Here is a 20,732-nt window from a genome sequence, read left to right on the forward strand (position 1 = left end):
CGCCCGCGCGACCGGTGGCGAGGCCGCCGACCGCCGCGCCGAGGCCCGCACCGAGGGCGGCGCCGCCCAGTGCCCGATCCTGAGGCGTGTTGCAGGCACCGAGCGAGAGCGCGAGGCTGCCCGCAAGGGCGGCGGCAATAAGTCTCTTCATGGTGGTCCGAACTCCCTTGTGCATCGGCGATCGGGCCATTTGCCGGCGCGGGGCACCGTTTTGGCCTTGGTTTGTCACCGGCTGCCATCGACGGCACATGAAACGGCCAAGATTGGGGCAGGTTGCATCGGCGCATGACTTTTCGCCCTGCGCCTGCCATCTGAAGGCGCGCCTGTTGCAAAATCGCCCGGTTTCGGCCCGCTGCCGACGGGCCCCTATCCGAGGATCACCATGCCCAAAGCCAGCCTGATCGTCCGCAAGGCCGCCGTTCGGCCCGATCTCGTCGTCGATACGGTGACCCTCGACCACGCCGCCCGGGGACAGGCGCATGCGCACCTGACGACGGCGGGCGGCTTGTCCGTCGATCTCGACCTGGATCGTGCGGTGGGCCTTGAGGATGGCGACGCGTTGAAGCTCGAGGACGGGCGCCTCGTGGCCGTGCGTGCCGCCGAGGAAGCGCTTCTGGAAGTCCGCGCCGGCAATCCGGCCCGCCTGTTGCGGCTCGCCTGGCAGCTCGGCGGCGAGCATGTCCCCGCGGAGGTCGGTGCGGAGGTTCTCTATGTGCCGGCCAGCGCCGCCGAACTGATCCGCGGGGCCGGCTGCTCAGCCGAGCCCGTCAACCGCCCCTTCAAGCCGGAAAAGGCGGCGCACGATCACAGCCAGTGCGGCCACGACCATCATCACCACGGCCACGAAGCCCATCCTCGTGACGCTCATGCTCATGCTCATGAAGCCCAGGCTGACCATGACCATGCCCATCATGACCATGATCACGGCCACAGCCACGCACACGGAGGCTGCGGGCATGACCACAGCCATGAACACGGGCATGAGCACAGCCATAGCCACCGCCACGAACACTGAGCGGTTCCAGAAAGATCGCGTGAGCGGCGGGGGCGTGCCCCGCCGCGACCGCCCGGAACGCGTTGCGGCACGCGAGGGTTAACCGGAAAGTTGAATTCCGGGAGAAAGCCGTGGCGGAAATCAGCGTCTTCCAGAACGACGACGGACTCTGGGCGGTGACCGCACAGGGCCTCGTCGTCACCGATTTGACCAAGGAGAGCGCGGAAGCCTTCGCAGCAAGCTTTCTCAGACTGGGCGATCAGCAACCCGCGCAGAAATCGTAGCCGACGGGCTGCGATCCGATCTGTCACCAAACCCCGGTTCGACCGTGCACGGCGTGTGCGCATGGCCCGCGAAAGGGGTGCCTCAAACCTTCCCAACCAGCCTGCAACTTGTGCAGATCTCCGCCCGCGACGAGGACACGGGACATCCGTTCCGGTATCGAAGAGCCGGCAAACGCGCAAAGCGCTTCAACTTGGTGTCTCTCCTGAAACGCCCTTTCGCCGTCGCGGTGAGAGGAAAGGATCAATGATCGAGCGTTTTGTGAGGCACTCTCATCGGCGTTGCACAGGCGGAATCCAGTTCGGATCGATGCCGCACCAGGGGGGATGACGTGCAACAGGCTCAAGCAAGCCGCGAAGATCGGATCAGGGCCGTGGCCGCCGTCATCGCCCAGCATGATGTCACCAGCAGACAATTGCCCAGCAGCGGCCGACTGCCCCATGATCTCGCCCGCGCACTCGCCGAACGTGCGGTGGATGCCGTGATGGCAGCCGACAGCACCATGCGTCAGCAATCCTCGAAAGGTGCGTGACAGCCGAGAGCCATATCCGACCTGATATCAGGTCGGCGTCTCTTGGTGTTGTTTTGACGCGCTTGATGCCGACGCAGCCTCGACCATTGCGCCCGCCTCCTGGCGCAAGCTCCGGTCTTGTGCCGGCGGGGCTCTTCCCTTTTGAGGCTGGCCGATGCGTGGTATCCGGACGCGCATTGCGTACATCGTCCTGAACGATGGCTTGCGGCCTGCGGAATCAAGCCGATCGAACGCTTGCCGCATCGGCTTTTCCGCAGCCGATCGTTCAGGCCGAGGCTCGTACGCCTTCGATCGAGCCGTCCATGCGACGATCCTCGCGGATGGCTCGAGGCGGACCCGCATCGAAACGGAACAGGGCGCACGTGTCGACCCCGGCTGAAAAACTGAACGAACTCAGCGGGTGGCGCTTCAGCGTCGCACCCATGATGGATTGGACCGACCGGCAGTGCCGCGCGTTCCACCGAACCCTGTCGCGCCGGGCGCGGCTCTATACCGAGATGGTGACGACCGGGGCCGTGCTGCACGGCGACCGCGAGCGGCTGCTCGGTTTCGACGCCGGCGAGCAGCCGGTGGCGGTGCAACTGGGCGGCTCGAACCCGGACGACCTCGCGGCGGCGGCGCGGATCGCCGCCGATTTCGGTTACGCCGAGATCAACCTCAACGTCGGCTGCCCCTCCGACCGGGTGCAGGACGGACGCTTCGGCGCCTGCCTGATGCGCGAGCCGGGCCTCGTGGGCGCCTGCGTGGCGGCCATGAAGGCGGCCGTCCCGGTGCCGGTGACCGTGAAGTGCCGCCTGGGCGTCGATGATCAGGATATCGAGGAAGCCCTCGACGCCGTGGCCGACGCCGTGGTCGCGGCGGGGGTCGACGGACTCGTCGTGCATGCCCGCAAGGCTTGGCTCAAAGGTCTCTCGCCGCGCGAGAACCGGGACGTGCCGCCGCTCGATTACGGCCGCGTCGCCCGGCTGAAGCGGGCGCATCCGGATCTGCCGATCGCGGTCAATGGCGGGATCGCCGACATCGCCGCCGCCAAGGCGAGGCTCGGCGAGGTCGATGGCGTGATGATCGGCCGGGCGGCCTATACCGAGCCGGCGCTGCTGCTCAACGTCGATGCCGAGCTGTTCGGCGAACCGGCCCCCGTCGCCGATGCCTTCGCCGCCATCGAGGCCTTCGAGCCCATCGTCGCGGCAGGGCTCGAACGGGGTCTGCGGCTTCATGCCTATACCCGGCACATGCTCGGCCTGTTCAACGGGCGGCCCGGAGCACGGGCCTATCGCCGGCATCTGGCCACCGCCGGGATGGGCCCGGAGGCGGGCCTCGCCACTTTGCGCGAGGCGGTGACCAAGGTGTCTCGGGAACGCCCTCCGGCTTCCGAAGCAGCCTGATCCCGCGCGATCGGATCACGGCTTCACGCACCGCGGCGTTTCCGGCCGTTCCAGATCTCGAGCCGGGCCGGGCGTTCGCTCGCCGGAACCGGCGGGCTGAACAGGTAGCCTTGCACCGCGTCGCAGCCCTCCTCGCGCAGCCAAGCGCGTTGCTCCGGTGTCTCGACACCTTCCGCGGTCGTCGTCATCCCGAGACTGGAGGCGAGGCTGACCACCGCCCGCACATGAAGCCGGAGCCCTGCTCCACCGTCAGGTCGCGGGTGAAGCACTGGTCTCCCTTCATCTTGCCGAAGGGGACGCTGCGCAGGTCGCTCAGGCTGGAATAGCCGGTGCCGAAATCGTCCATGGCGATCCGGGCTCCGAGGTCACGCAGCCCGTGCAGGATCGCCACCGTGGCGCTGCCGTTCACCAGCAGCACGCTCTCGGTGATCTCCAGCGCGAGGCGGCGGGCGCAGAAGCCGCTCTCGGCGAGCGCCGCCTGCACCGTCCCGATCAGCGCCAGCGAGGTGAACAGCGCCGCCGAGACGTGACCACCAACCGGTGATCGGGATCGTAGAGAAGGAAGCCGAGGGAGAGGGTATCGAGCGCCGCGTTCAAACGGGCGATGCGATCGCTCAACGCGTCCTCGCGGGGCTTCAGAGCCGTCATGTCGGTGCGGATGGTCGGGTCAGGGTCGGCCCGGCGGAGAGCGAGGCCATCAGCGCGGTGGCGGCAAATCCGGCGACGGTCAGGCACAGTCCTGAGCCTGTGCGCAGCAGCTGCCCGCCAACCGTCTCTCGACCGCCCTGCCCGCTTCCCAGACCTGCGGCTCCCGCACCATCGGCCTGCGCCTGCATCGGCCGTCCACCCCTTCTTCGTTCCCGGCAAAATGCCCGGATCCAGTCAAGAGGGACTTACCGAACGCCAACCAGAGGTCGGTATTCTTCGCAAGCGGCGATCAGACCGAGTGCTCCGCGAAGGATTCGGCGTGCAACCCGGTGCATCGCCTCCGAGAGAATCGACGGGCGTGGCGGGCTCAACGATGCCCGGCCGGCGACGGCTTCCGCCTCGAGGCAAGGGCGCAGCGAAGACGGCGCCGGTCAGAACTTGCCGAGCAGGGGGAATTCCTGGCTCAGCGTCGATTCGGAAGGCAGCGGCGCCTCGCGGCGGCGCGGCTTGCGGTTGAGCACCTGTTTCAGCTTCGTCTTCAGGAGGTTGATGTCGAACGGCTTGAGGATGAAGGCGTCGGCGCCCGCGACGTGGGCGTGGTTGATGTCCTCGAAGTCGAACGAGGTCTCGGTGAGGATGAAGGGCGTGTTCATCAGGCTGTCGTCGGCCCGGATCTCGCGCAGGAGCTGAAGCCCGTCCATCGGCTCCATGGCGAGGTCGGAGATGACGAGGGCGTAGCGGCGCTCCCGCATCCGGCTGAGCGCCTCGGCTGCGTCCGACACGCCCTCGACGTCCGGGAAACCGAGGCGGGTCATCAGCTCGATGATCAGCCGCAGGAGCTTGGGCTGGTCATCGACGATGAGGATGGGAAGCGTGTCGCTCATGGCGTCCGGGGTCGCGTCTCAACGGGATCTCTGAAGGGCGGGCTGGCGGCAGCCCACCCGCTCAAACGAACAGATGGTCGATGCCCTGCTTGGCCATCGATTCGGCTTGGAGCGTGACGGCCAGACCGTGGATCGCGCTGCTCTTGGGCGTGCCCCGTTGCAGCATCGGCAGAAGGCCGGATTTGGCGAAATGCGGCTCGTTGGCCGTCGTGCGGCTCACCGTGGTGAAGGAGCTGACGAATTCCCTCTTGGCGATTTCGCGCCACTCGACGATCTGCACGTCGCGGTGGCGCGAATCGGCGGCAATCCGCTGGAAGGTCTCGTTGACCGACTGGCGTTCGCCCTCGACGACCTGGATCGCGAAATTCTGGTCGATGATCAGAAAGCTCGTGATCACGGCGAATTCGTTCTTCTTCTGAGCCTGACGGGTGATGTCACCGATCTGCTTCGCGCGCAGAGCCGGCTCGTTCGAGATGGTCAGGCGTGAGAAGTAGATCAGGTGGACGAGGCTCGTCCTCTTGTTCTTCATGAATCCCGTCCGCCGCGACAACTCGCAGCGACCTTAGCGGGCATGGCAATAACGGGCCGTAAACACGGCCGGACCCGGCAGAATCTGCCGCACGGCCCATACCCGCCCGTCCGAAACTGCCGAGCGCGGCAAACCGATCCCAACGGTACCAATGACTTAGCTTTGGCATGCGCGTTGCGCTCTCGATTGTCAGATCCGCCGTTTCATGCGGTCTTTTGGAGCGAGCGAACGCCATGGACGTCTTTTCCGCGCTTCAGACCGCGGTTTCGGGCTTGAAGGCCCAGTCCTTCTCGTTGAGCAACATTTCGGGCAACATCGCGAATTCGCAGACGACCGGCTACAAGCGCATCGACACGGGCTTTGTCGACATGCTCGTCGACGGCGACGCGAAAAGCCAGACCGCAGGCTCGGTCGGCGCCTTCTCGGAACTCACCAACTCGATCCAGGGCAACAAGGTCTCGACCGGCGTCTCCACCAACATGGCGCTCGACGGCCAGGGCTTCTTCGCCGTGCGCAAGAAGACCACCGATGCCGGCGGCGGCGAGGGCTTCTCCGCCGGCAACCTCTATACCCGCCGCGGCGATTTCGCCCCGGACAAGGACGGTTACCTCGCCAACGGCGCGGGCGCCTACCTCGTCGGCGCGAGCCTCGACCCGGTCACCGGCCAGACCAACGGCACGGGGCCGATCAAGATCTCGAACGCGATCATCCCGGCCAAGCCGACGACGACGATCACCTACTCGGCCAACCTCCCCAAATCCCCCGCCACGACCAACGCCGCCTCGACGCAGGGCCTGCTCTCCGCCTTCAGCGACGGGACCGACGCGCGGGTGACGCCGACCAACGGTGCCACCGCCGGCAGCGTCTCCCAGACCAATGCGCAGAGCTTCATCGACAACAGCATCGCCGGCCCGGCCCTGACCGTCTACACCGCCTCCGGTGCCCCCGTGAGCGTTCAGAGCCGGTGGGCGAAGGTGGCCGCCGCCGACACCGCGACCGGCACGAGCGACACCTGGAACCTCTTCACCGCCGACAAGACCAGCGTCACCGGCAACCAGGCGAGCTGGACCAATATCGGGCAGGCCTTCACCTTCAGCCCCAGCGGGCAGATGACCGCCCCGACCGGGAAAACGGTTCCGATCAGCAATCTGACCGTCGACGGCGTCAATGTCGGCCAGGTCACCCTCGATCTCAGCGGAGGCCTGACGCAGTACGCCGCCGCCTCGGGCACCGTGACGACGAACGACCTCAAGCAGAACGGCTACGCCTCCGGCACGCTGAACTCCGTCGAAGTCGGCGAGAACGGCATCATCAGCGGCAAGTACTCCAACGGCTCGGTGATCGGACTGGCCCGGGTCGAGGTGGCGCAGTTCGTCAATCCCGACGGGCTGAAGCCGGATTCGATGGGCAATTACCAGCAGACCGTCGCCTCGGGCGAGGCGATCAGCGGGCTCAAGGATTCGACCGTGGTCGGGGCGAACGTCGAGCAGTCGAATACGGACATTGCCGCGGAATTCTCGAAGATGATCGTTACCCAACAGGCCTACTCTGCCAACACCCGGGTGATGTCGACGGCGCAGACGATGATCTCCGATCTGCTCAACGTCATCCGCTGACGAAGCCCTGAGGGAGGAGAAGCGCCTTGGCCCTCGACGCGTTCAGCACGGCCACCGCCGGCCTGCGGGTCACGCAGGCTCAGATCGGGGTCGTCTCGCAGAACATCGCCAATGTCGGCACGGCCGGCTATGTCCGGCGCACGCTCTCGCCCGTCACCTCGGGCTCGGGGAATGCCGGCGTGGCGACCGGCACGGTCGCGCGGGCGCTCGACGCGGCCGCGCTCAAGCAGCTCCGCGCGGAAAGCTCGGGGGCGGCCTACACCTCGCTGATGTCCAAGACCCGCACGCAGCTCGACACGCTCTACGGGCGGCCCGGAGACGCCTCGGCGCTCGACGGGGTGTTCAACAACTTCACGCTCTCGCTGCAGACGCTCGCCGCCAACCCGACTTCGACGGCCGCCCGGGCGACGGTGCTCAGCTCCGCCAACGACCTCGCCACGCGCATCGGCAGCGCCGCCAACGGGGTTCAGGCCCTGCGCTCGGGGCTCGAATCGCAGCTCGCCGCCGATACCGAGAAGGCCAGCGGCCTGCTCACGCAATTGGCCAAGCTCAACACCCGCATCGTCGCGACCGCGGCCGGCGATGCGAGCCGTCCCGAACTCGAGGATCAGCGCGACCAAGCGCTCAACAGTCTATCGGGCCTCATCGACATCAACGCCGTCACCCAGAGCGACGGCAGCGTGAGCGTGCTGACCAGTTCCGGCGTCACCCTGCTCGACCGCTCCAACGCCGCCTCGCTCAGCTTCGATGCCCGCGGCACGCTCTCGGCCAACGCGCTCTACGCCACCGACCCATCGCAGAGCGGCGTCGGCACCATCGTCGCGTCGACACCCGGTGGCGGCAAGATCGACCTGCTCGCCGCCGGGGCGATCCGCTCGGGCTCGATCGCCGCCGCGATCGAACTGCGCGATACGGTGCTGCCGCAGGCTCAGCGCCAGCTCGACGACCTCGCGGCGGGCCTGTCGTGCGCGATGTCCGACCGTCAGGTCACCGGCACCGTCCCCACCGACGGGACCAAGGGGGGCTTCGACATCGACCTGACCGGCCTCTCGGCCGGCAACGCGATCACCCTGACGGTCCAGGACGGGAGCGGGACGCAGCGCAACCTCATCCTGATGCCGTCCTACCAGAATCCGCCCCCCGCGATTCCGGCCGGCGCCACCGACGACGCGAACGCCACGGTGATCCCGTTCACGATCCGGCGGCCGGATGCGACCCCCGCCCGCGCTCCGGACGAGATCCGGAGCGCGATCACCGCGGCTCTGGGCGGGGGATTCACGGTATCGAGCGTGCCGGGCGGAGAGGCCGGTGCGATGCGCATCCTCGCCAGCGGGGGGGCCAGCCTGGTCGCGGCGAGCGCCAGCGTCACGCAGGTCACCTCGGCCGGCGACATCAAGGGCTCCACCACGCAGCTTCCGCTCTTCGTCGATGGCGCTTCCGCCACGCTCTACACCGGATCCTTCGACGGCGGCTCGCAGCTCACGGGCTTTGCCCAGCGCATCGCCGTGAACCCTGCGGTGGTCGGCAGTGCCGGGAGCCTCGTCGGCATCACCGGAACGGGCGCGGCGAGCGGCATCGGCGACGGAACCCGGCCGCAGGCGCTGTTCACCGCGTTGACGGGGGCCCAGCGTCTCTTCTCCTCGTCGAGCGGCATCAGCGGCATCGACGCCCCGACCCGGTCGAGCGTCGCCGACTTCGTCCAGGGCGTCATCTCGGCGCAGGGCGCGGCGGCGGCGGCGGCGCAGGATCTCGACGAGGGACAGAGCATCGCCCTCTCGACGGCGCAGGGGCGCTTCGCCTCCGCCTCGGGCGTCAATATCGACGAGGAGATGTCGAACCTGATCGCGCTCCAGCAGGCCTACGCGGCCAACGCCCGCGTGCTGACCGCTGCCCGCGACATGATCGACACCCTGCTCAGGATTTAGGTGCGGAGCCGCCGATGACCATCACCGCTTTCGCCGCCGGCACCTACCGCTTCGACCGCCAATCGGCGAGCCTCGTCAGCATGAAGAACCAGCTCGACGGGCTGGCTCAGCAGCTCTCGACCGGGCGCACCGCCGAAACCTATGGCGGCCTGGGCGTGGCGCGCACGACCAGTCTGAGCGCGCACGCGGCGATCAGCGCCCAGGACGGCTACCTCGCGGCGATCGGCTCGGCCGAGACCCGGGTGAAACTCACGAGCGCCAGCCTCACCCAGCTCAAGGCACTCTCCGACAGCACCCGCTCGAACCTCACCGGCATCGTCGCCACCCGCAACGAGAAGCTGCCATCGGCCACCGTGCAGCTTGCCGCCAACAACCTCTCGGCGGCCGTCGATGCCCTGAACCAGCAGGCGGCCGGGGTCTACGTCTTCTCGGGACGGGCGACCGAGACGGCGCCGGTCGTCTCCGACCAAGCCATCCTGAATGGTATCCCGGCCGAGGGCCTCGACGGTCTCAGAACCCTGATCGCCGAGCAGAAGAAGGCCGATCTCGGCCCCTCGGGCAATGGCCGCCTGACCCAGAGCGTCGGCACCCGGACGATCGCTCTGTCAGAGGATTCCAGCGCCGAAGCACGGGCGAATTTCGGCTTCAGCCTCATGGCCGCGTCGAGTTCGAACAGTGCCACGCTCGGTGCGAATGTCGTTGCCGGATCAAAGCCGGACGTCGCCTTGAGCTTTGCCGAGCAGCCTGCCGAAGGCGCCCAGGTGCGGGTGGTGGTGCAGCTCGCCGACGGCAGCCAGACGACCCTCGACCTCACCGCCCGCGCGGGCGAGGCCGGCAATGCGGCCGGAGCCTTCTCCATCGGAGCCACCAAGGAAGAGACCGCCGCCAACCTGAAGCGGGCGCTCGGCGGAGCCGACATCGCCAGCGTGCAGAGCGCGAGCCCGCCCGGCGTGGCGGCGGCCTTCAGCAACGGCCAGGCGGCCACGGCGACCCTGACCGTTGGCAGCAATCCCGCGCCCGGCGACACGATCACGCTCAAGCTCGGGATGCATGACGGCACGACGAAGTCGATCACCCTGACCGCCGCCGCCACGGCCGGGGCCGACTCCGCGACGGCCTTCGCCATCGGTGCGACGCCGGAGGAGACGACCGCGAACCTCTCCCGCACGCTCCAGAATGCTCTGACGACGGCGGCCAACACCGAACTCTCGGCGAGTTCGGCCAGCCGCGCCTCGCTGAACTTCTTCGAGGGCTCGCCCGCCGCAGGCCTGAGCCCCCGGCGCGTCGCGGCGGACGGCAACGGCTACGCCGAGACCGCGAGCGCCAAGACCGTGATCTGGTACAAGGGCGACACCGCTTCCGACCCGCGGGCGACGGCGACGGTGCAGGCCGGCACCAGCCGGACGGTCGAGATCGGCGCGCAGGCCAACGAGGAGGCGATCCGCCGGACGCTTGCCGGGATCGCCGCGATGGCGGCGGAAAACTTCACCACCGGGACCGGAACGGTCGACACGGCACGGTTCGAGGCGGTCTCCGGCCGGGCGGCGAACCTGCTCACCGCGGGCACCAGCCAGCAGAGCCTGGAGCAGATCGGCACCGATTTCGGCCTGGCCGCCAGCAGCATGGCCAATGCGAAGTCGGTGGCCAACACCACCAAGGCGACCCTGCAGGACTCCCTCGACGGGGTCGATACGGTCTCGACGGAAGAGGTCGCGGCCAAGCTCCTGAGCCTGCAGACGCAGTTGCAGGCGAGCTATAAGGTCACCTCGATCCTCTCCGAGATGAGCCTCGTCAACTATCTCCGCTGAGACGGCCTTCCGCTTGATCCAAGCGGGACGCGTATCGCTGAGCCCGCGCGCCGCCCTCGCGGAGGCGCCAAACGAAAGCGGCCCGAGGAATTCCTCGGGCCGCTTTCGTTTCGTTCGCTTACTCGGCCGCGTCCGGCGTATCGGTCTTCTCGGGAGCCGCCTCGTCCTCGGGGCCCTTGTAGCGGGTCCGGCGGCGGCGCGGCTTGGGCGCGGGCGCTTCCTCGGCCGATGACGGCACGTCAGCGGCGGGGGCCGCCTCCCTCGGCTCCGGCGCGGCGCGTGCAACCGGTGCCTCGGGGGACGGCGGGGGTGTGGGGTTGCGGGTCGCCGTCATCAGGAAGGCGGGCAGCGCCGACGGATCGGCGGCGTCGGCCGCGGCGGCGCGGCTGGCTTCGCTCGCACGTCCGCGTCCACGCCGCGGCGCCGGGCTGTCGGAGCGCTGGGGCGTCTCGGGCCGAGCCGCAGGCTCGGCGCGGGTGTCCTGACGCGGCTCTTGACGGGGTTCCTGCCGAGGCTCTTGGCGCGATTCCTGGCGAGGCGCCTCGGGCGACTCGTTGCGACCGTTCTCGAAGCGGCCGGCGTCGCGACGGTTCTCGCGACCCTGCGGCTCGCGGCCCTGGTTGTCGCGACCTTGAAATTCACGACCTTGATTGTCCCGGCCCTGATTCTCACGGCCGTCTTGGGGCTGCTGCCCGAAATCCTGCCGATAGTCCTGACGCCGGTCCTGGCGCGCGGCGTCCTGACGGGGATAGTCCTGACGATCCTGACGCTCGGGCCGATCCTGGCGATCCTGACGGAAGTCCTGCCGCGGCTCGCCGCGGTTGTAATCCGGCCGGTTGCCCTCGAAGCGCTGGCCCCGGTCGTTGCGGTCGTTGCGGTCCCGGCCCTGTTCGCGGGGCTGGAAGCGCGGGTTCCGGTCGTTGCGATCATTGCGCTGAGGCCGGCCGTCGAAGTCGTGGCGCTCGAACGGCTGCGGCTGCTGCGTCGGGTCGCCGTACTCGTCGGTGCCGTAGCCGAGCCCCTGGCGACCGCCCTCGGCGCCCTGGCCCTGAACGGTCTCGTCGTCGCCTTCCTCGTCCTCGTCGAAGCCGTTGCGGGCATAGCCCTGCGTGACCTGCGGACGACCGGGCTCCTGAGCGCCGGTGATGATCCGGAAATAGTGCTCGCCGTGCTGGAAGTAGTTCTCGGCGGCGACCGGATCGCCGCTCGCAAGGGCGTCGCGCGCCAACTGTGCGTACTTGTCGGCGATATGCTGTGCGGTGCCGCGGATTTTGACGTCGGGACCGTTCGACTCGTAAGAGCGCGTCAGCGGATTCGGACCCTTGGGCCGATTGCGACCCCGCATCCGTCGATTCTGGTTTGGTCTCATCGGCCTCGATTGACCCTCGTTACCTGTCGCTCAGCGTGACTGACAGTGCCGGAGCTTGGCTCGCGGACAGGGCGAGCCGGGCGCAAGGCGCCCGACCGCGCTTCATTCCACGATGTTTGCCGCTCGTCTGGTGGCTGCGCTCGGTTTTGGCGCGCCGCGAGACATCCCTCGACTGTCAGGTTCGATATCACCGAGCCTAGGCGCGACTGCCGGAGCGCGTCCGCTCGATGGTGGGAAGACCGTCCGAAGCCGGAGGACACGGTCAAAACCGATCCTGCCGATACCGTTTAAAAGAGTGCCTCACAAAACTCCCGGGTCTCGGGAGCTCCCTTTGGCCTGTAGGGCGCAGCGGGAGTTTTGTGAGAGACGCTCAACGGACCATTGGCGGCCTGCATCCCTAAGCTAGTGACTGACGCCCTCGACAACAAGCATTTTTTCGTGGCCAAGGCAGCTTATGCCGGAATTGTGCAGGTTGAGCAGCCATTCGCGCCACATCCCGGCGCGAAATCCACTCCCTCGATCCGTCACCTGCCCGCCAAGGATGGCCGAAGCGTGACGACCCGGTCGTGGCCCGCGAGATCCCGGCCGACGCCGATGACCTCGAATCCGGTCTCCTGCGCGAGACGGATCAGGGCGTTTGCCTGATCGTAGCCGATCTCCAGCACGAGCGCGCCCTGCGCCGAGAGCAGACCCGGCCGCTGCGCGACATCCGAGAGAATCGCCCGGTAGGCGTCGAGGCCGTCGGCTCCGCCGTCGAGGGCCGCCTGTGGATCGTGCAGGCGAACCTCCGGTTCGAGCGTCGCGATGACGGGGGCGGCAATGTAGGGCGGGTTCGAGACGATGAGGTCGAACGGCCCCTTCAGCGCATCGAGCCAGGAGCCGCACAGGAAGGCGGCCCGATCGGCGACACCGTTGGCCGCCGCGTTCCGGCGGGCGACCGCCAGTGCCGCCGCCGACCGGTCGAGGCCGAGGCCGAGCGCGCCCAGCCGCTCGTGCAACAGAGCCACGAGGATGCAGCCCGAGCCGGTGCCGAGATCGATCAGGCGCAGCGGCCGCTCGCCCTCGGGCAGCAGGCGGAGCGCCGCCTCCACGACGCTCTCGGTGTCGGGCCGCGGCACCAGCGTCTCCGGGCCGAGGGCGAAGGGCAGCCCCCAGAACTCCCAGGCGCCGAGGATCCGCGCCACCGGCTCGCCCGCGAGCCGCCGCTCGGCCGCCTGCCGGAGTGCCTCCGCAGCGGCCGTACCGAGCGGTTCGCGCCCGCGCAGCGTCAGGTCGAGAGGCGTGAGCGAAAGGATGTGCAGCAGGAGGAAGCGCGCGTCCGAGCGCGCGTTCGGCAAGCCGGCCCCTTCGAAGGTCCGGACGAGATGCCGCAGGGCGGCTTCGCGGGAAAGCGTCGGCGCAAAGCGGGGGCTCATGCCGGCCCCGACCCTTATGCCATTCCCTCGGCGGCCAGCAACTCCGCCTGATGCTCGGTCACCAGGGCGTCGATCACCTCGTCGAGTGCTTGGCCGGCCATGACCTCCTCCAGCTTGTAGAGGGTCAGGTTGATGCGGTGGTCGGTGACGCGGCCTTGCGGGAAATTGTAGGTGCGGATGCGCTCCGAGCGGTCGCCGGAGCCGACCTGCGCCTTGCGGTCGGCGGCCCGCGCCGAGTCCTTGGCGGTGCGTTCGGCGTCGAACAGCTTCGAGCGCAGGAGGGACATCGCCCGGGCGCGGTTCTTGTGCTGCGAGCGCTCCTCCTGGACGAACACCACCACGCCGGTCGGAATATGCGTGATGCGGATCGCCGATTCCGTCTTGTTGACGTGCTGGCCGCCGGCGCCCTGCGCCCGCATGGTGTCGATCTTCAGGTCCGCCTCGTTGACGACGATGTCGACCTCTTCCGCCTCGGGCAGCACCGCGACCGTGGCGGCGGAGGTGTGGATGCGCCCCTGCGTCTCGGTGTCGGGCACGCGCTGGACGCGGTGGGCCCCGCTCTCGAACTTGAGGCGCGAGAACACGGAGCGGCCCTTCACCTCGGCCACGACCTCGCGATAGCCGCCGGCCGTCCCCTCGCTCTCCGAAATCACCTCGACGCGCCAGCCCTTCGACTCGGCGTATCGCGCGTACATGCGGAACAGGTCGCCCGCGAACAGGGCCGCCTCGTCACCGCCGGTGCCGGCGCGGATTTCGAGGATCGCGCTCTTCTCGTCGGCGGCATCCTTGGGCAGCAGGATCAGCTGCAGCGCGCGGTGGGCCTGTTCGAGCGCACCTTCCGCCTCCGGCTTCTCCTCGGCGGCGAGCGCGCGCATCTCCGGATCGCCGCCCGGCTCGTCGATCATCGCCCGGATGCCGGCCAGGTTGGCCTCCGCCAGCCGGTAATGATGGATCGCGGCCACGACGCCGTCGAGTTCGGACAATTCGCGGGAGAGTTGCACGATGCTCCCGGCATCGGCCGAACCGTCGGCGAGTTGCGCCGTGACGATGTCGTGCCGCGCCAGGATGGCGTCGAGGCGATCGGAAGGAATGGGGGTCATCGCCTGTAAGGATACTCGTCGATGGTGCGCGTCAAATCGGAAGGGGACGGGGCGGATCGCACGGCCGCTTCGGCGGGCTCGCCGGAACGGCAACGTTCATGGCGGTCCGACCGGCACCCGTTACCCGTGCGGCGACCGGGAGGGAAGATGCACCGGGGCCGGTCCGCCGCGCATCCGGGTCGTTCGAGGGCCGCTCACGCCGCGGCGGACCATGGAGACGACGCGAGAACGACCTCCGCCGGCACGTTGACCCAGGTCTCGCCATCGGGCTCGGGGTTGGCGGCGAGCCAGTCGCCGACGATCCGGTAGCCGAGGGTGTATCCGAGCCAGCGCGGATGACGGCCGCCGGCTCCGAAGAACCAGCCGGCGTGATCGTGATTGGGCGCCCGTAGCTCCGCCGCGCTCGGGAGATGGGCCTGCAAGGCCGCGTCGTCCAGGGCACGTTCCCAGGGCTCGGGAGGCGCCTTGAAGAGCGTCCCGGCGAACTGTCCGGCCAATCCCTCGCTGACGATCGCCTCACCCAGCGTTCGGCCATATCCGGGGCCGGCCCAGCGACGGCAGTGATGCACCTCGTGGGCGATCGTCCGTCGGATGTCGCCGTTGTCGAGGCTCGCCGCGAAGTTCGGGTTGAGCGGGTCGACCGTGAGCGAGCACAGACCCGGCCGGCAGGCGCGGCCATTCGTGCCGACCTCCGGGATGACCGCGCCGGTCAGGCGCTCCACGAGGATGTCCAGCCGGAACGGTGGCAGGACGCCCGCCACGGCGGTCCGGGCGGCCTCGATTTCGGCAGCGATCCGGTTGCGCCAGGGCGCGAGGTCGCCCTCGGCCTCCAGCCAGTGCACCTGCCAATCCACCCGTTTTCCTCTCGCAGGCTGGAGCCGATGTCGGTCGTCGTGAACCTAAATCGGCACGCCGTTCGCCTTGGCATAGGCGGCCAAGGCGGGCCGGACCGAGGCGCCGTCGGTGACCCGGGTCAGCTCGGACTGGATCAACGCCGCGACCTCGGCGGCATCGGCGGAGAGCACCATCGCCTTGACCGGGCCGATCGAGGCCGGCGACATCGAGAAATCGCGAAAGCCCAAGCCGATCAGCGCCAGCGCCTCCAACGGCCGGCCGCCGATCTCGCCGCAGACGGTCGCCGGACAGCCCTGCGCCGCGGAGCGCTCGGCGATGAGGCGGAAGGCGCGCATCGCCGCCCCGCACAGGGGATCGAAGCGGTTGGCCACGCGCCGGTTCTCGCGATCGACGGCGAACAGGAACTGCATCAGGTCGTTCGAGCCGACCGACAGAAAATCCGCCTCGCGGGCGATCTCGTCGATCTGGAACAGCAGCGAGGGCACCTCGACCATCGCGCCGAGGCGGCAATCGCTCGGCAGGGCGTAGCCGTGGCGGCGTAAGTGCGCCTTCTCCCGCTCGACGATGTCGCGGGCGCGGATGAACTCCTCGACGGTGGCGACCATGGGGAACATGATCTTGATCGGGCGCCCCGCCGCCGCCTTCAGCAGCGCACGCAACTGCACCCGCAGCAAAGCCGGCCGGTCGAGGCCGATGCGGATCGCCCGCCAGCCGAGCGCCGGGTTCTCCTCCTCCAGCGCCGGCATGTAGGGGAGGATCTTGTCGCCGCCGATATCGAGGGTGCGGATCGTGACCGGCAGGTCGCCGGTGGCCGAATAGACCGCCTCGTAGAGCGTCTGCTGTTCGGCGGCCGAGGGCATCCGCTCGGCGATCATGAATTGCAGCTCGGTGCGGAACAGGCCGACGCCCTCCGCCCCGGTCTCGTGGAGATGCGTCAGATCGACGAGCAGGCCGGCGTTGAGGTGCAGGCCGATCTTCACGCCGTCGCGGGTGACGGCGGGCACGTCGCGCAGCGCCCGGTACTGCTCCTGCCGCCGGGCGCGCAGGCGCACCATCTCGGCATAGGACGCCTCGACCTCGGGGGTCGGCCGGATCTGCACCTCGCCCGAGAGGCCATCGACGATGATCGCGTCGCCGGAATCGCACAGGCTCGTGGCGTTGGCGATCTCGCCGACCGCCGGGATGCCGAGCGCCCGGGCGACGATGGCGATGTGGCTCGTCGGCCCGCCCTCCTCCAGCACCACGCCGCGCAGCCGCGCCCGGTCGTAGTCGAGGAGTGCCGCCGGGCCCATGGAGCGGGCGACCAGGATCGCGTTTTCCGGCAGGCCGTCGCCGTTCTGGCTCTCCTGGCCGACGAGGCGGCGCAGCAGGCGGTTGGCGAGGTCGTCGAGATCGTGGAGGCGGTCGCGCAGGTAAGGGTCGCTCTGGCGCAGCATCCGGGCGCGGTTGTCCGACTGCACCCGCTCGACCGCGGCTTCCGCCGTGAGCCCGGACTGCACCGCCTCGCGCATCCGCCGCAGCCAGCCCTTGTCATGGGCGAACATCCGCACGGTCTCGAGGATCTCGCGGGATTCGCCCGAGCCGATGCCGTCGCCGCGCTCGACCAGTTCGTCGATGGCCGAGCGCACGTCCTCGATCGCCGCCTCCAGCCGCTCCATCTCGCGCTCGACGTTCTCGGCGATCAGCGTCTTCACGACGATGCGCGGCTCGTGCAGCACGACGTGTCCGAGGCCGATCCCGTCGGCGAGCGCGACGCCGCGCTGGCTCACCGGACGGCGCGCGGCGGTGCCGGCGCCGGGCGACAGCGCCTGGAGTTCACCGGAAGCGATCAGCTCGGCCAGTACCATGGCGGTGGTCTGGAGCGCTTCGATCTCCTCCTCGGAATAAACGCGGTAGGTCTTGTTCTGGACCACCAGCACGCCGAGCGTATTCCCGGCCCGCAGCAGCGGAACGCCGAGGAAGGCGTGGTAGATTTCCTCGCCCGTTTCCGGCCGATACGAGAACGAAGGGTGCGACTGCGCGTCGGACAGCGCCAGCGGCTCGGCGGTCTTGGCGATCAGGCCGACGAGGCCCTCGTCGGCGCGCATGCGGGTGATGTGGACCGCGTCGCGGTTCAGACCTTCGGTTGCAAACAGTTCGAGGGTGTTGTCATCGCGCACCACATAGACCGAGCACACCTCGGCGATCACGTTCGCCGCGATGAGGACGACGATCCGATCGAGACGCTGCTGCGGACTGACCGGCTCCGCCATGGCTTCGCGGAGCCGGCGCAGCAGCAGGCGCGGGCCTCCGGGCGCAGCGGGCATCGTGTCGTCAATCCGGGTCGGCCGGCGCAACCCTGGCTTGTGAGCCGTGGGGCCGACGCCGACGGGAACGGTCAGGCCTGATCGAGGCCGTATAGCGAGTGGAGCGTACGGACGGCAAGCTCCGTGTAGGCAGCGTCGATCAGAACCGAGAACTTGATCTCGGATGTGGTGATCGCGCGAATGTTGATACCCTTCTGCGCCAGCGCCCGGAAGGCCTTGGCTGCGACGCCCGCATGCGAGCGCATGCCGACGCCGATCGCCGAAACCTTCACGACATCGGTGGCGCCCTCGATCTGGCCGAACTGGATCGTGTCGCGCTGAGCGTCGAGGATGGCGCGGGAGCGCTCGTAATCGGCCGCCGGCACGGTGAAGGTCATGTCGGTGGTCGATTGATCGCCGGACACGGTCTGGATGATCATGTCGACGTTGATGTTGGCATCCGCCAGCGGGCCGAAGATCGCTGCGGCGATGCCGGGGCTGTCCTTCACGGCGCGCAGGGTGATCTGCGCCTCGTCCTTCGAGAAGGCGATGCCGGTGATGATCTGCTGTTCCACGATTTGGTCCTCGTCGCAGATGAGGGTGCCCGGCCGCGCGGCATCGGGGGGATCGAAGGAGGAGCGCACCGTGGTCGGCACCCGGTGCACCATGGCGAGCTCGACGGACCGCACCTGGAGCACCTTGGCGCCCAACGACGCCATCTCCAGCATCTCCTCGAAGGTCACGCGCTCCATGCGCTGGGCCTTGGGCACCACGCGGGGATCGGTGGTGTAGACCCCGTCCACGTCGGTGTAGATGTCGCAGCGCTCCGCGCCGATGGCGGCGGCGATGGCCACCGCGGAGGTGTCCGAGCCGCCGCGCCCCAGCGTCGCGATCCGGCCGGTCTGCGGATTCACGCCCTGGAAGCCGGCGATGACGGCGACCTCGCCGCGCTTGAAGCTCTCATCGAGATTCGTCGGGTCGATGCCCTCGATCCGGGCCGAGCCGTGCGCGTCGGAGGTGTGGATCGGGATCTGCCAACCCTGCCAGGAGCGGGCCTTGATCCCATCCTTGTTGAGCGCGATGGCGAGCAATCCCGAGGTGACCTGCTCGCCCGAGGCCACGACCGTATCGTACTCCGCCGCGCCGTAGAGCGGGTCGGCGTCCTTGACCCAGCCGACCAGTTCGTTGGTCTTGCCCGACATCGCCGAGACCACGACCGCGACCTCGTAGCCGGCCGCGACCTCGCGGGCGACGTGGCGCGCCACGTTGCGGATGCGGTCGACGCTGGCGACGGAGGTGCCGCCGAATTTCATCACCAAACGGGGCATGTCGCGTCCGGTCTGCTCATCTTGTCCCTACGGTGCCGGCCGCGAGGCCGGCACGGCGCGCCGGCTCAGGAAAACAACACGGCGCGGCTGTACCGGGGATGCGACCGGCGGGTACAAGGGCCCCCCGGCCGTGTCAATCGGACGGCAGGACCAGGGCCATCGCTCGAAGAGTGCCGGCCCTTCATTCCGGGCGCGAAGAGCGCCCCGCGGAGCGGGTTCGAGGACCGGAACGGTCGCTCGAACACAGAAGCGGAGCGAGAGCCGAGGCCGCGGAGGCGGCCGCGGGCGCTTGAGGCCAACCGGAAAACAGCGCAACCGCGTTCAAGCGATTGCGCTGCCATAGGTTCAAACGATGCGAAAGTGAGCCGGATGACGGGTACCTCGATCGACCGGGACGAAGTGGCGCGTTTCGACGCCCTGGCGGCGCGCTGGTGGGACGAGCGCGGGCCGATGGCCGTCCTGCACAAGTTCAATCCCGTCCGCGTCGGCTACATCCGCGACGAGGCCTGCCGCATCTTCGACCGCGACCCGGCGGCGCCCTTTCCCCTCGAAGGGCTCAGCGTCATCGATATCGGCTGTGGCGGCGGCGTGCTGTGCGAGCCGCTGGCCCGGCTCGGTGCGAGCGTGACCGGGCTCGACCCGGCGACCGGCAACGTCGCGGCGGCCCGCGCCCATGCGGAAGCGGAAGGCCTCACCATCGACTACCGCGACGAGACCATCGAGGCGGTGGCCGCCCGCGGCGAACGCTTCGACATCGTGCTCGCCATGGAAGTGGTCGAGCACGTCTCCGACCGCGCGGGCTTTCTGCGCGCGTGCTGCACGGCCGTGAAGCCCGGCGGCCTGCTGTTTGCCGCCACCATCAACCGGACGATGCGCTCCTTCGCGCTCGCCATCGTCGGTGCCGAGTATGTGCTGCGCTGGCTGCCGCGGGGCACCCACGATTGGGAAAAGTTCGTGACGCCGAGGGAGCTGTCCGCCGACATCACGGCGGGCGGCCTCACCGTCACCGACACGACCGGCGTGGTCTACAATCCGCTCAACGATTCCTGGCGCGCGAGCCACGACACGGGGGTGAACTACATGATCGCGGCGCACCGCCCCGCCTGAACGAAGCGGGCGGGTGTTCGTTGAGGGATCTCCCGGGCAGAACGGAGATCCTCGAACCATGCTCGAAAAGCTGCCGCATGCCGTCGGTCAGGCTCTCTCCGGCCTCAGGGCCGGCGCGGAGAAGGCCGCCTTCCACACGGTGGCGGCCGAGGCCCCCGCCACGCTCCGCGTGACGAGCGCGGCCTTCGCCGACACCACCCCGATCCCCGCCCGCTACACTGCGGACGGCGAAGGGCTCTCGCCGCCGCTCGCCGTCGCCGGCGTGCCGGACGGGACCGCGGCGCTCGTCCTGTTCGTGGAGGATCCGGACGCGCCCTCCCCCCACCCCTTCGTCCACCTCATCGCCTGGAACCTGGGCCCCGAGGACCGGAGCTTCGTCGAAGGCGACTTCGCGAGCCCGGCCGGTGACGGCGCCCGGCATGATCTGGGCCGCAACTCCTTCCAGAAGGATCGGTGGCTGCCGCCGGACCCGCCGACCGGTCACGGGCCGCACCACTACCTGTTCCAGGTCTTCGCGCTGGCCCGCCCCGCGACCCTGCCCGGCTCGCCGGGCCGCGGCGCCCTGCTCGACGCGCTTCGAGACAACGTGATCGCCAAGGGTCTGCTGACAGGAACCTACGAGCGGGCGTGAGCATCTTGCGCTCACCGCGAACGAGCGGGCATGACCGTC

The 20,732-nt window shown here is 68.9% G+C and carries 19 protein-coding genes; 9 read left to right on the plus strand and 10 right to left on the minus strand.

Annotated elements, in window-relative coordinates; genetic code table 11:
- Positions 1-382 precede the first annotated feature (382 nt).
- The 4 genes from E4V01_RS21505 (at position 383) to dusA (ending at position 3,193) form a co-directional block, all read left to right on the plus strand.
- On the plus strand, positions 383-1,015 hold the full coding sequence (locus E4V01_RS21505) for an urease accessory protein UreE (RefSeq protein WP_135299762.1): 633 nt from the start codon (positions 383-385) through the stop codon (positions 1,013-1,015).
- A gap of 110 nt (positions 1,016-1,125) precedes the next feature.
- Positions 1,126-1,278: a hypothetical protein gene (locus E4V01_RS25805; protein ID WP_193763266.1), complete on the plus strand. Its 153-nt coding sequence runs from the start codon at positions 1,126-1,128 to the stop codon at positions 1,276-1,278.
- Positions 1,279-1,649: 371 nt separating this feature from the next.
- On the plus strand, positions 1,650-1,808 hold the full coding sequence (locus tag E4V01_RS21510; RefSeq protein WP_245517635.1) for a hypothetical protein: 159 nt from the start codon (positions 1,650-1,652) through the stop codon (positions 1,806-1,808).
- Positions 1,809-2,170: 362 nt separating this feature from the next.
- On the plus strand, positions 2,171-3,193 hold the full coding sequence (dusA, locus tag E4V01_RS21515; protein WP_135299764.1) for a tRNA dihydrouridine(20/20a) synthase DusA: 1,023 nt from the start codon (positions 2,171-2,173) through the stop codon (positions 3,191-3,193).
- 23 nt (positions 3,194-3,216) lie between these two features.
- Here the strand turns inward: dusA and E4V01_RS26720 are convergent, their stop codons facing one another.
- The 4 genes from E4V01_RS26720 to E4V01_RS21530 form a co-directional block, all read right to left on the minus strand.
- Positions 3,217-3,381, minus strand: a complete 165-nt coding sequence (locus tag E4V01_RS26720; RefSeq protein ID WP_371688536.1) for an EAL domain-containing protein — start codon at positions 3,379-3,381, stop codon at positions 3,217-3,219.
- The gene (locus tag E4V01_RS26725) at positions 3,378-3,677 is read right to left on the minus strand and encodes an EAL domain-containing protein (RefSeq protein WP_371688537.1); all 300 of its coding nucleotides are present in this window, start codon (positions 3,675-3,677) and stop codon (positions 3,378-3,380) included. The genes E4V01_RS26720 and E4V01_RS26725 overlap by 4 nt, the downstream gene beginning before the upstream one ends.
- A gap of 595 nt (positions 3,678-4,272) precedes the next feature.
- On the minus strand, positions 4,273-4,725 hold the full coding sequence (locus E4V01_RS21525; RefSeq protein ID WP_060768675.1) for a response regulator: 453 nt from the start codon (positions 4,723-4,725) through the stop codon (positions 4,273-4,275).
- 61 nt (positions 4,726-4,786) lie between these two features.
- Positions 4,787-5,254: a BLUF domain-containing protein gene (locus tag E4V01_RS21530; protein WP_056200705.1), complete on the minus strand. Its 468-nt coding sequence runs from the start codon at positions 5,252-5,254 to the stop codon at positions 4,787-4,789.
- Positions 5,255-5,487: 233 nt separating this feature from the next.
- Between E4V01_RS21530 and E4V01_RS21535 the strand changes: the two genes are divergently transcribed.
- From E4V01_RS21535 to E4V01_RS21545, 3 genes are read left to right on the plus strand one after another with little or no spacing between them, the layout of a single operon-like run.
- Positions 5,488-6,870: a flagellar hook protein FlgE gene (locus E4V01_RS21535; RefSeq protein WP_135299765.1), complete on the plus strand. Its 1,383-nt coding sequence runs from the start codon at positions 5,488-5,490 to the stop codon at positions 6,868-6,870.
- A 26-nt stretch (positions 6,871-6,896) separates the two neighbouring features.
- On the plus strand, positions 6,897-8,795 hold the full coding sequence (gene flgK, locus E4V01_RS21540) for a flagellar hook-associated protein FlgK (RefSeq protein WP_135299766.1): 1,899 nt from the start codon (positions 6,897-6,899) through the stop codon (positions 8,793-8,795).
- A 14-nt stretch (positions 8,796-8,809) separates the two neighbouring features.
- Complete coding sequence (locus tag E4V01_RS21545) at positions 8,810-10,603, plus strand: hypothetical protein (RefSeq protein ID WP_135299767.1); 1,794 nt, start codon at positions 8,810-8,812, stop codon at positions 10,601-10,603.
- 118 nt (positions 10,604-10,721) lie between these two features.
- On the opposite strand, the gene E4V01_RS21550 is transcribed toward E4V01_RS21545, so the two are convergent.
- The 6 genes from E4V01_RS21550 to E4V01_RS21575 all read right to left on the minus strand — a co-directional run bounded on the left by E4V01_RS21550 (position 10,722) and on the right by E4V01_RS21575 (position 18,955).
- On the minus strand, positions 10,722-11,948 hold the full coding sequence (locus tag E4V01_RS21550; RefSeq protein WP_135299768.1) for a DUF4167 domain-containing protein: 1,227 nt from the start codon (positions 11,946-11,948) through the stop codon (positions 10,722-10,724).
- A 548-nt stretch (positions 11,949-12,496) separates the two neighbouring features.
- Entirely contained in the window at positions 12,497-13,387 is an 891-nt protein-coding gene (gene prmC / locus E4V01_RS21555) for a peptide chain release factor N(5)-glutamine methyltransferase (RefSeq protein WP_135299769.1), read from the minus strand.
- Positions 13,388-13,401: 14 nt separating this feature from the next.
- Positions 13,402-14,487 (minus strand): peptide chain release factor 1, encoded by a 1,086-nt coding sequence (gene prfA, locus E4V01_RS21560; protein WP_060768681.1) that lies wholly within the window; start codon positions 14,485-14,487, stop codon positions 13,402-13,404.
- A gap of 194 nt (positions 14,488-14,681) precedes the next feature.
- Positions 14,682-15,341, minus strand: coding sequence for a DUF2268 domain-containing protein (locus E4V01_RS21565; protein ID WP_135299770.1), 660 nt, complete (start codon positions 15,339-15,341; stop codon positions 14,682-14,684).
- 45 nt (positions 15,342-15,386) lie between these two features.
- Positions 15,387-17,648 carry a phosphoenolpyruvate--protein phosphotransferase gene (gene ptsP, locus E4V01_RS21570; RefSeq protein WP_056463384.1) on the minus strand — a complete coding sequence of 754 codons (2,262 nt, stop codon included), beginning with the start codon at positions 17,646-17,648 and terminating at the stop codon, positions 15,387-15,389.
- A gap of 71 nt (positions 17,649-17,719) precedes the next feature.
- Positions 17,720-18,955: an aspartate kinase gene (locus E4V01_RS21575; RefSeq protein WP_135299771.1), complete on the minus strand. Its 1,236-nt coding sequence runs from the start codon at positions 18,953-18,955 to the stop codon at positions 17,720-17,722.
- Positions 18,956-19,315: 360 nt separating this feature from the next.
- Between E4V01_RS21575 and ubiG the strand changes: the two genes are divergently transcribed.
- Positions 19,316-20,062 (plus strand): bifunctional 2-polyprenyl-6-hydroxyphenol methylase/3-demethylubiquinol 3-O-methyltransferase UbiG, encoded by a 747-nt coding sequence (gene ubiG / locus E4V01_RS21580; protein ID WP_193763267.1) that lies wholly within the window; start codon positions 19,316-19,318, stop codon positions 20,060-20,062.
- Positions 20,063-20,120: 58 nt separating this feature from the next.
- Positions 20,121-20,693: a YbhB/YbcL family Raf kinase inhibitor-like protein gene (locus E4V01_RS21585; RefSeq protein WP_135299773.1), complete on the plus strand. Its 573-nt coding sequence runs from the start codon at positions 20,121-20,123 to the stop codon at positions 20,691-20,693.
- The last annotated feature ends 39 nt before the right edge of the window (positions 20,694-20,732 follow it).

The sequence above is a fragment of the Methylorubrum sp. Q1 genome, assembly GCF_004683995.1.
Classification (GTDB): Bacteria; Pseudomonadota; Alphaproteobacteria; order Rhizobiales; family Beijerinckiaceae; genus Methylobacterium.

What these genes read in the sequence shown, in the direction of transcription:
- E4V01_RS21505 (WP_135299762.1), top strand. Translation starts at nt 383, where the DNA reads ATGCCCAAAGCCAGCCTGATCGTCCGCAAGGCCGCCGTTCGGCCCGAT.
- E4V01_RS26720 (WP_371688536.1), bottom strand. Translation starts at nt 3,381, where the DNA reads ATGACGACGACCGCGGAAGGTGTCGAGACACCGGAGCAACGCGCTTGG.
- E4V01_RS21525 (WP_060768675.1), bottom strand. Translation starts at nt 4,725, where the DNA reads ATGAGCGACACGCTTCCCATCCTCATCGTCGATGACCAGCCCAAGCTC.
- E4V01_RS21530 (WP_056200705.1), bottom strand. Translation starts at nt 5,254, where the DNA reads ATGAAGAACAAGAGGACGAGCCTCGTCCACCTGATCTACTTCTCACGC.
- E4V01_RS21535 (WP_135299765.1), top strand. Translation starts at nt 5,488, where the DNA reads ATGGACGTCTTTTCCGCGCTTCAGACCGCGGTTTCGGGCTTGAAGGCC.
- E4V01_RS21545 (WP_135299767.1), top strand. Translation starts at nt 8,810, where the DNA reads ATGACCATCACCGCTTTCGCCGCCGGCACCTACCGCTTCGACCGCCAA.
- E4V01_RS21550 (WP_135299768.1), bottom strand. Translation starts at nt 11,948, where the DNA reads ATGCGGGGTCGCAATCGGCCCAAGGGTCCGAATCCGCTGACGCGCTCT.
- prmC (WP_135299769.1), bottom strand. Translation starts at nt 13,387, where the DNA reads ATGAGCCCCCGCTTTGCGCCGACGCTTTCCCGCGAAGCCGCCCTGCGG.
- prfA (WP_060768681.1), bottom strand. Translation starts at nt 14,487, where the DNA reads ATGACCCCCATTCCTTCCGATCGCCTCGACGCCATCCTGGCGCGGCAC.
- ptsP (WP_056463384.1), bottom strand. Translation starts at nt 17,648, where the DNA reads ATGCCCGCTGCGCCCGGAGGCCCGCGCCTGCTGCTGCGCCGGCTCCGC.
- E4V01_RS21575 (WP_135299771.1), bottom strand. Translation starts at nt 18,955, where the DNA reads ATGCCCCGTTTGGTGATGAAATTCGGCGGCACCTCCGTCGCCAGCGTC.
- E4V01_RS21585 (WP_135299773.1), top strand. Translation starts at nt 20,121, where the DNA reads ATGCTCGAAAAGCTGCCGCATGCCGTCGGTCAGGCTCTCTCCGGCCTC.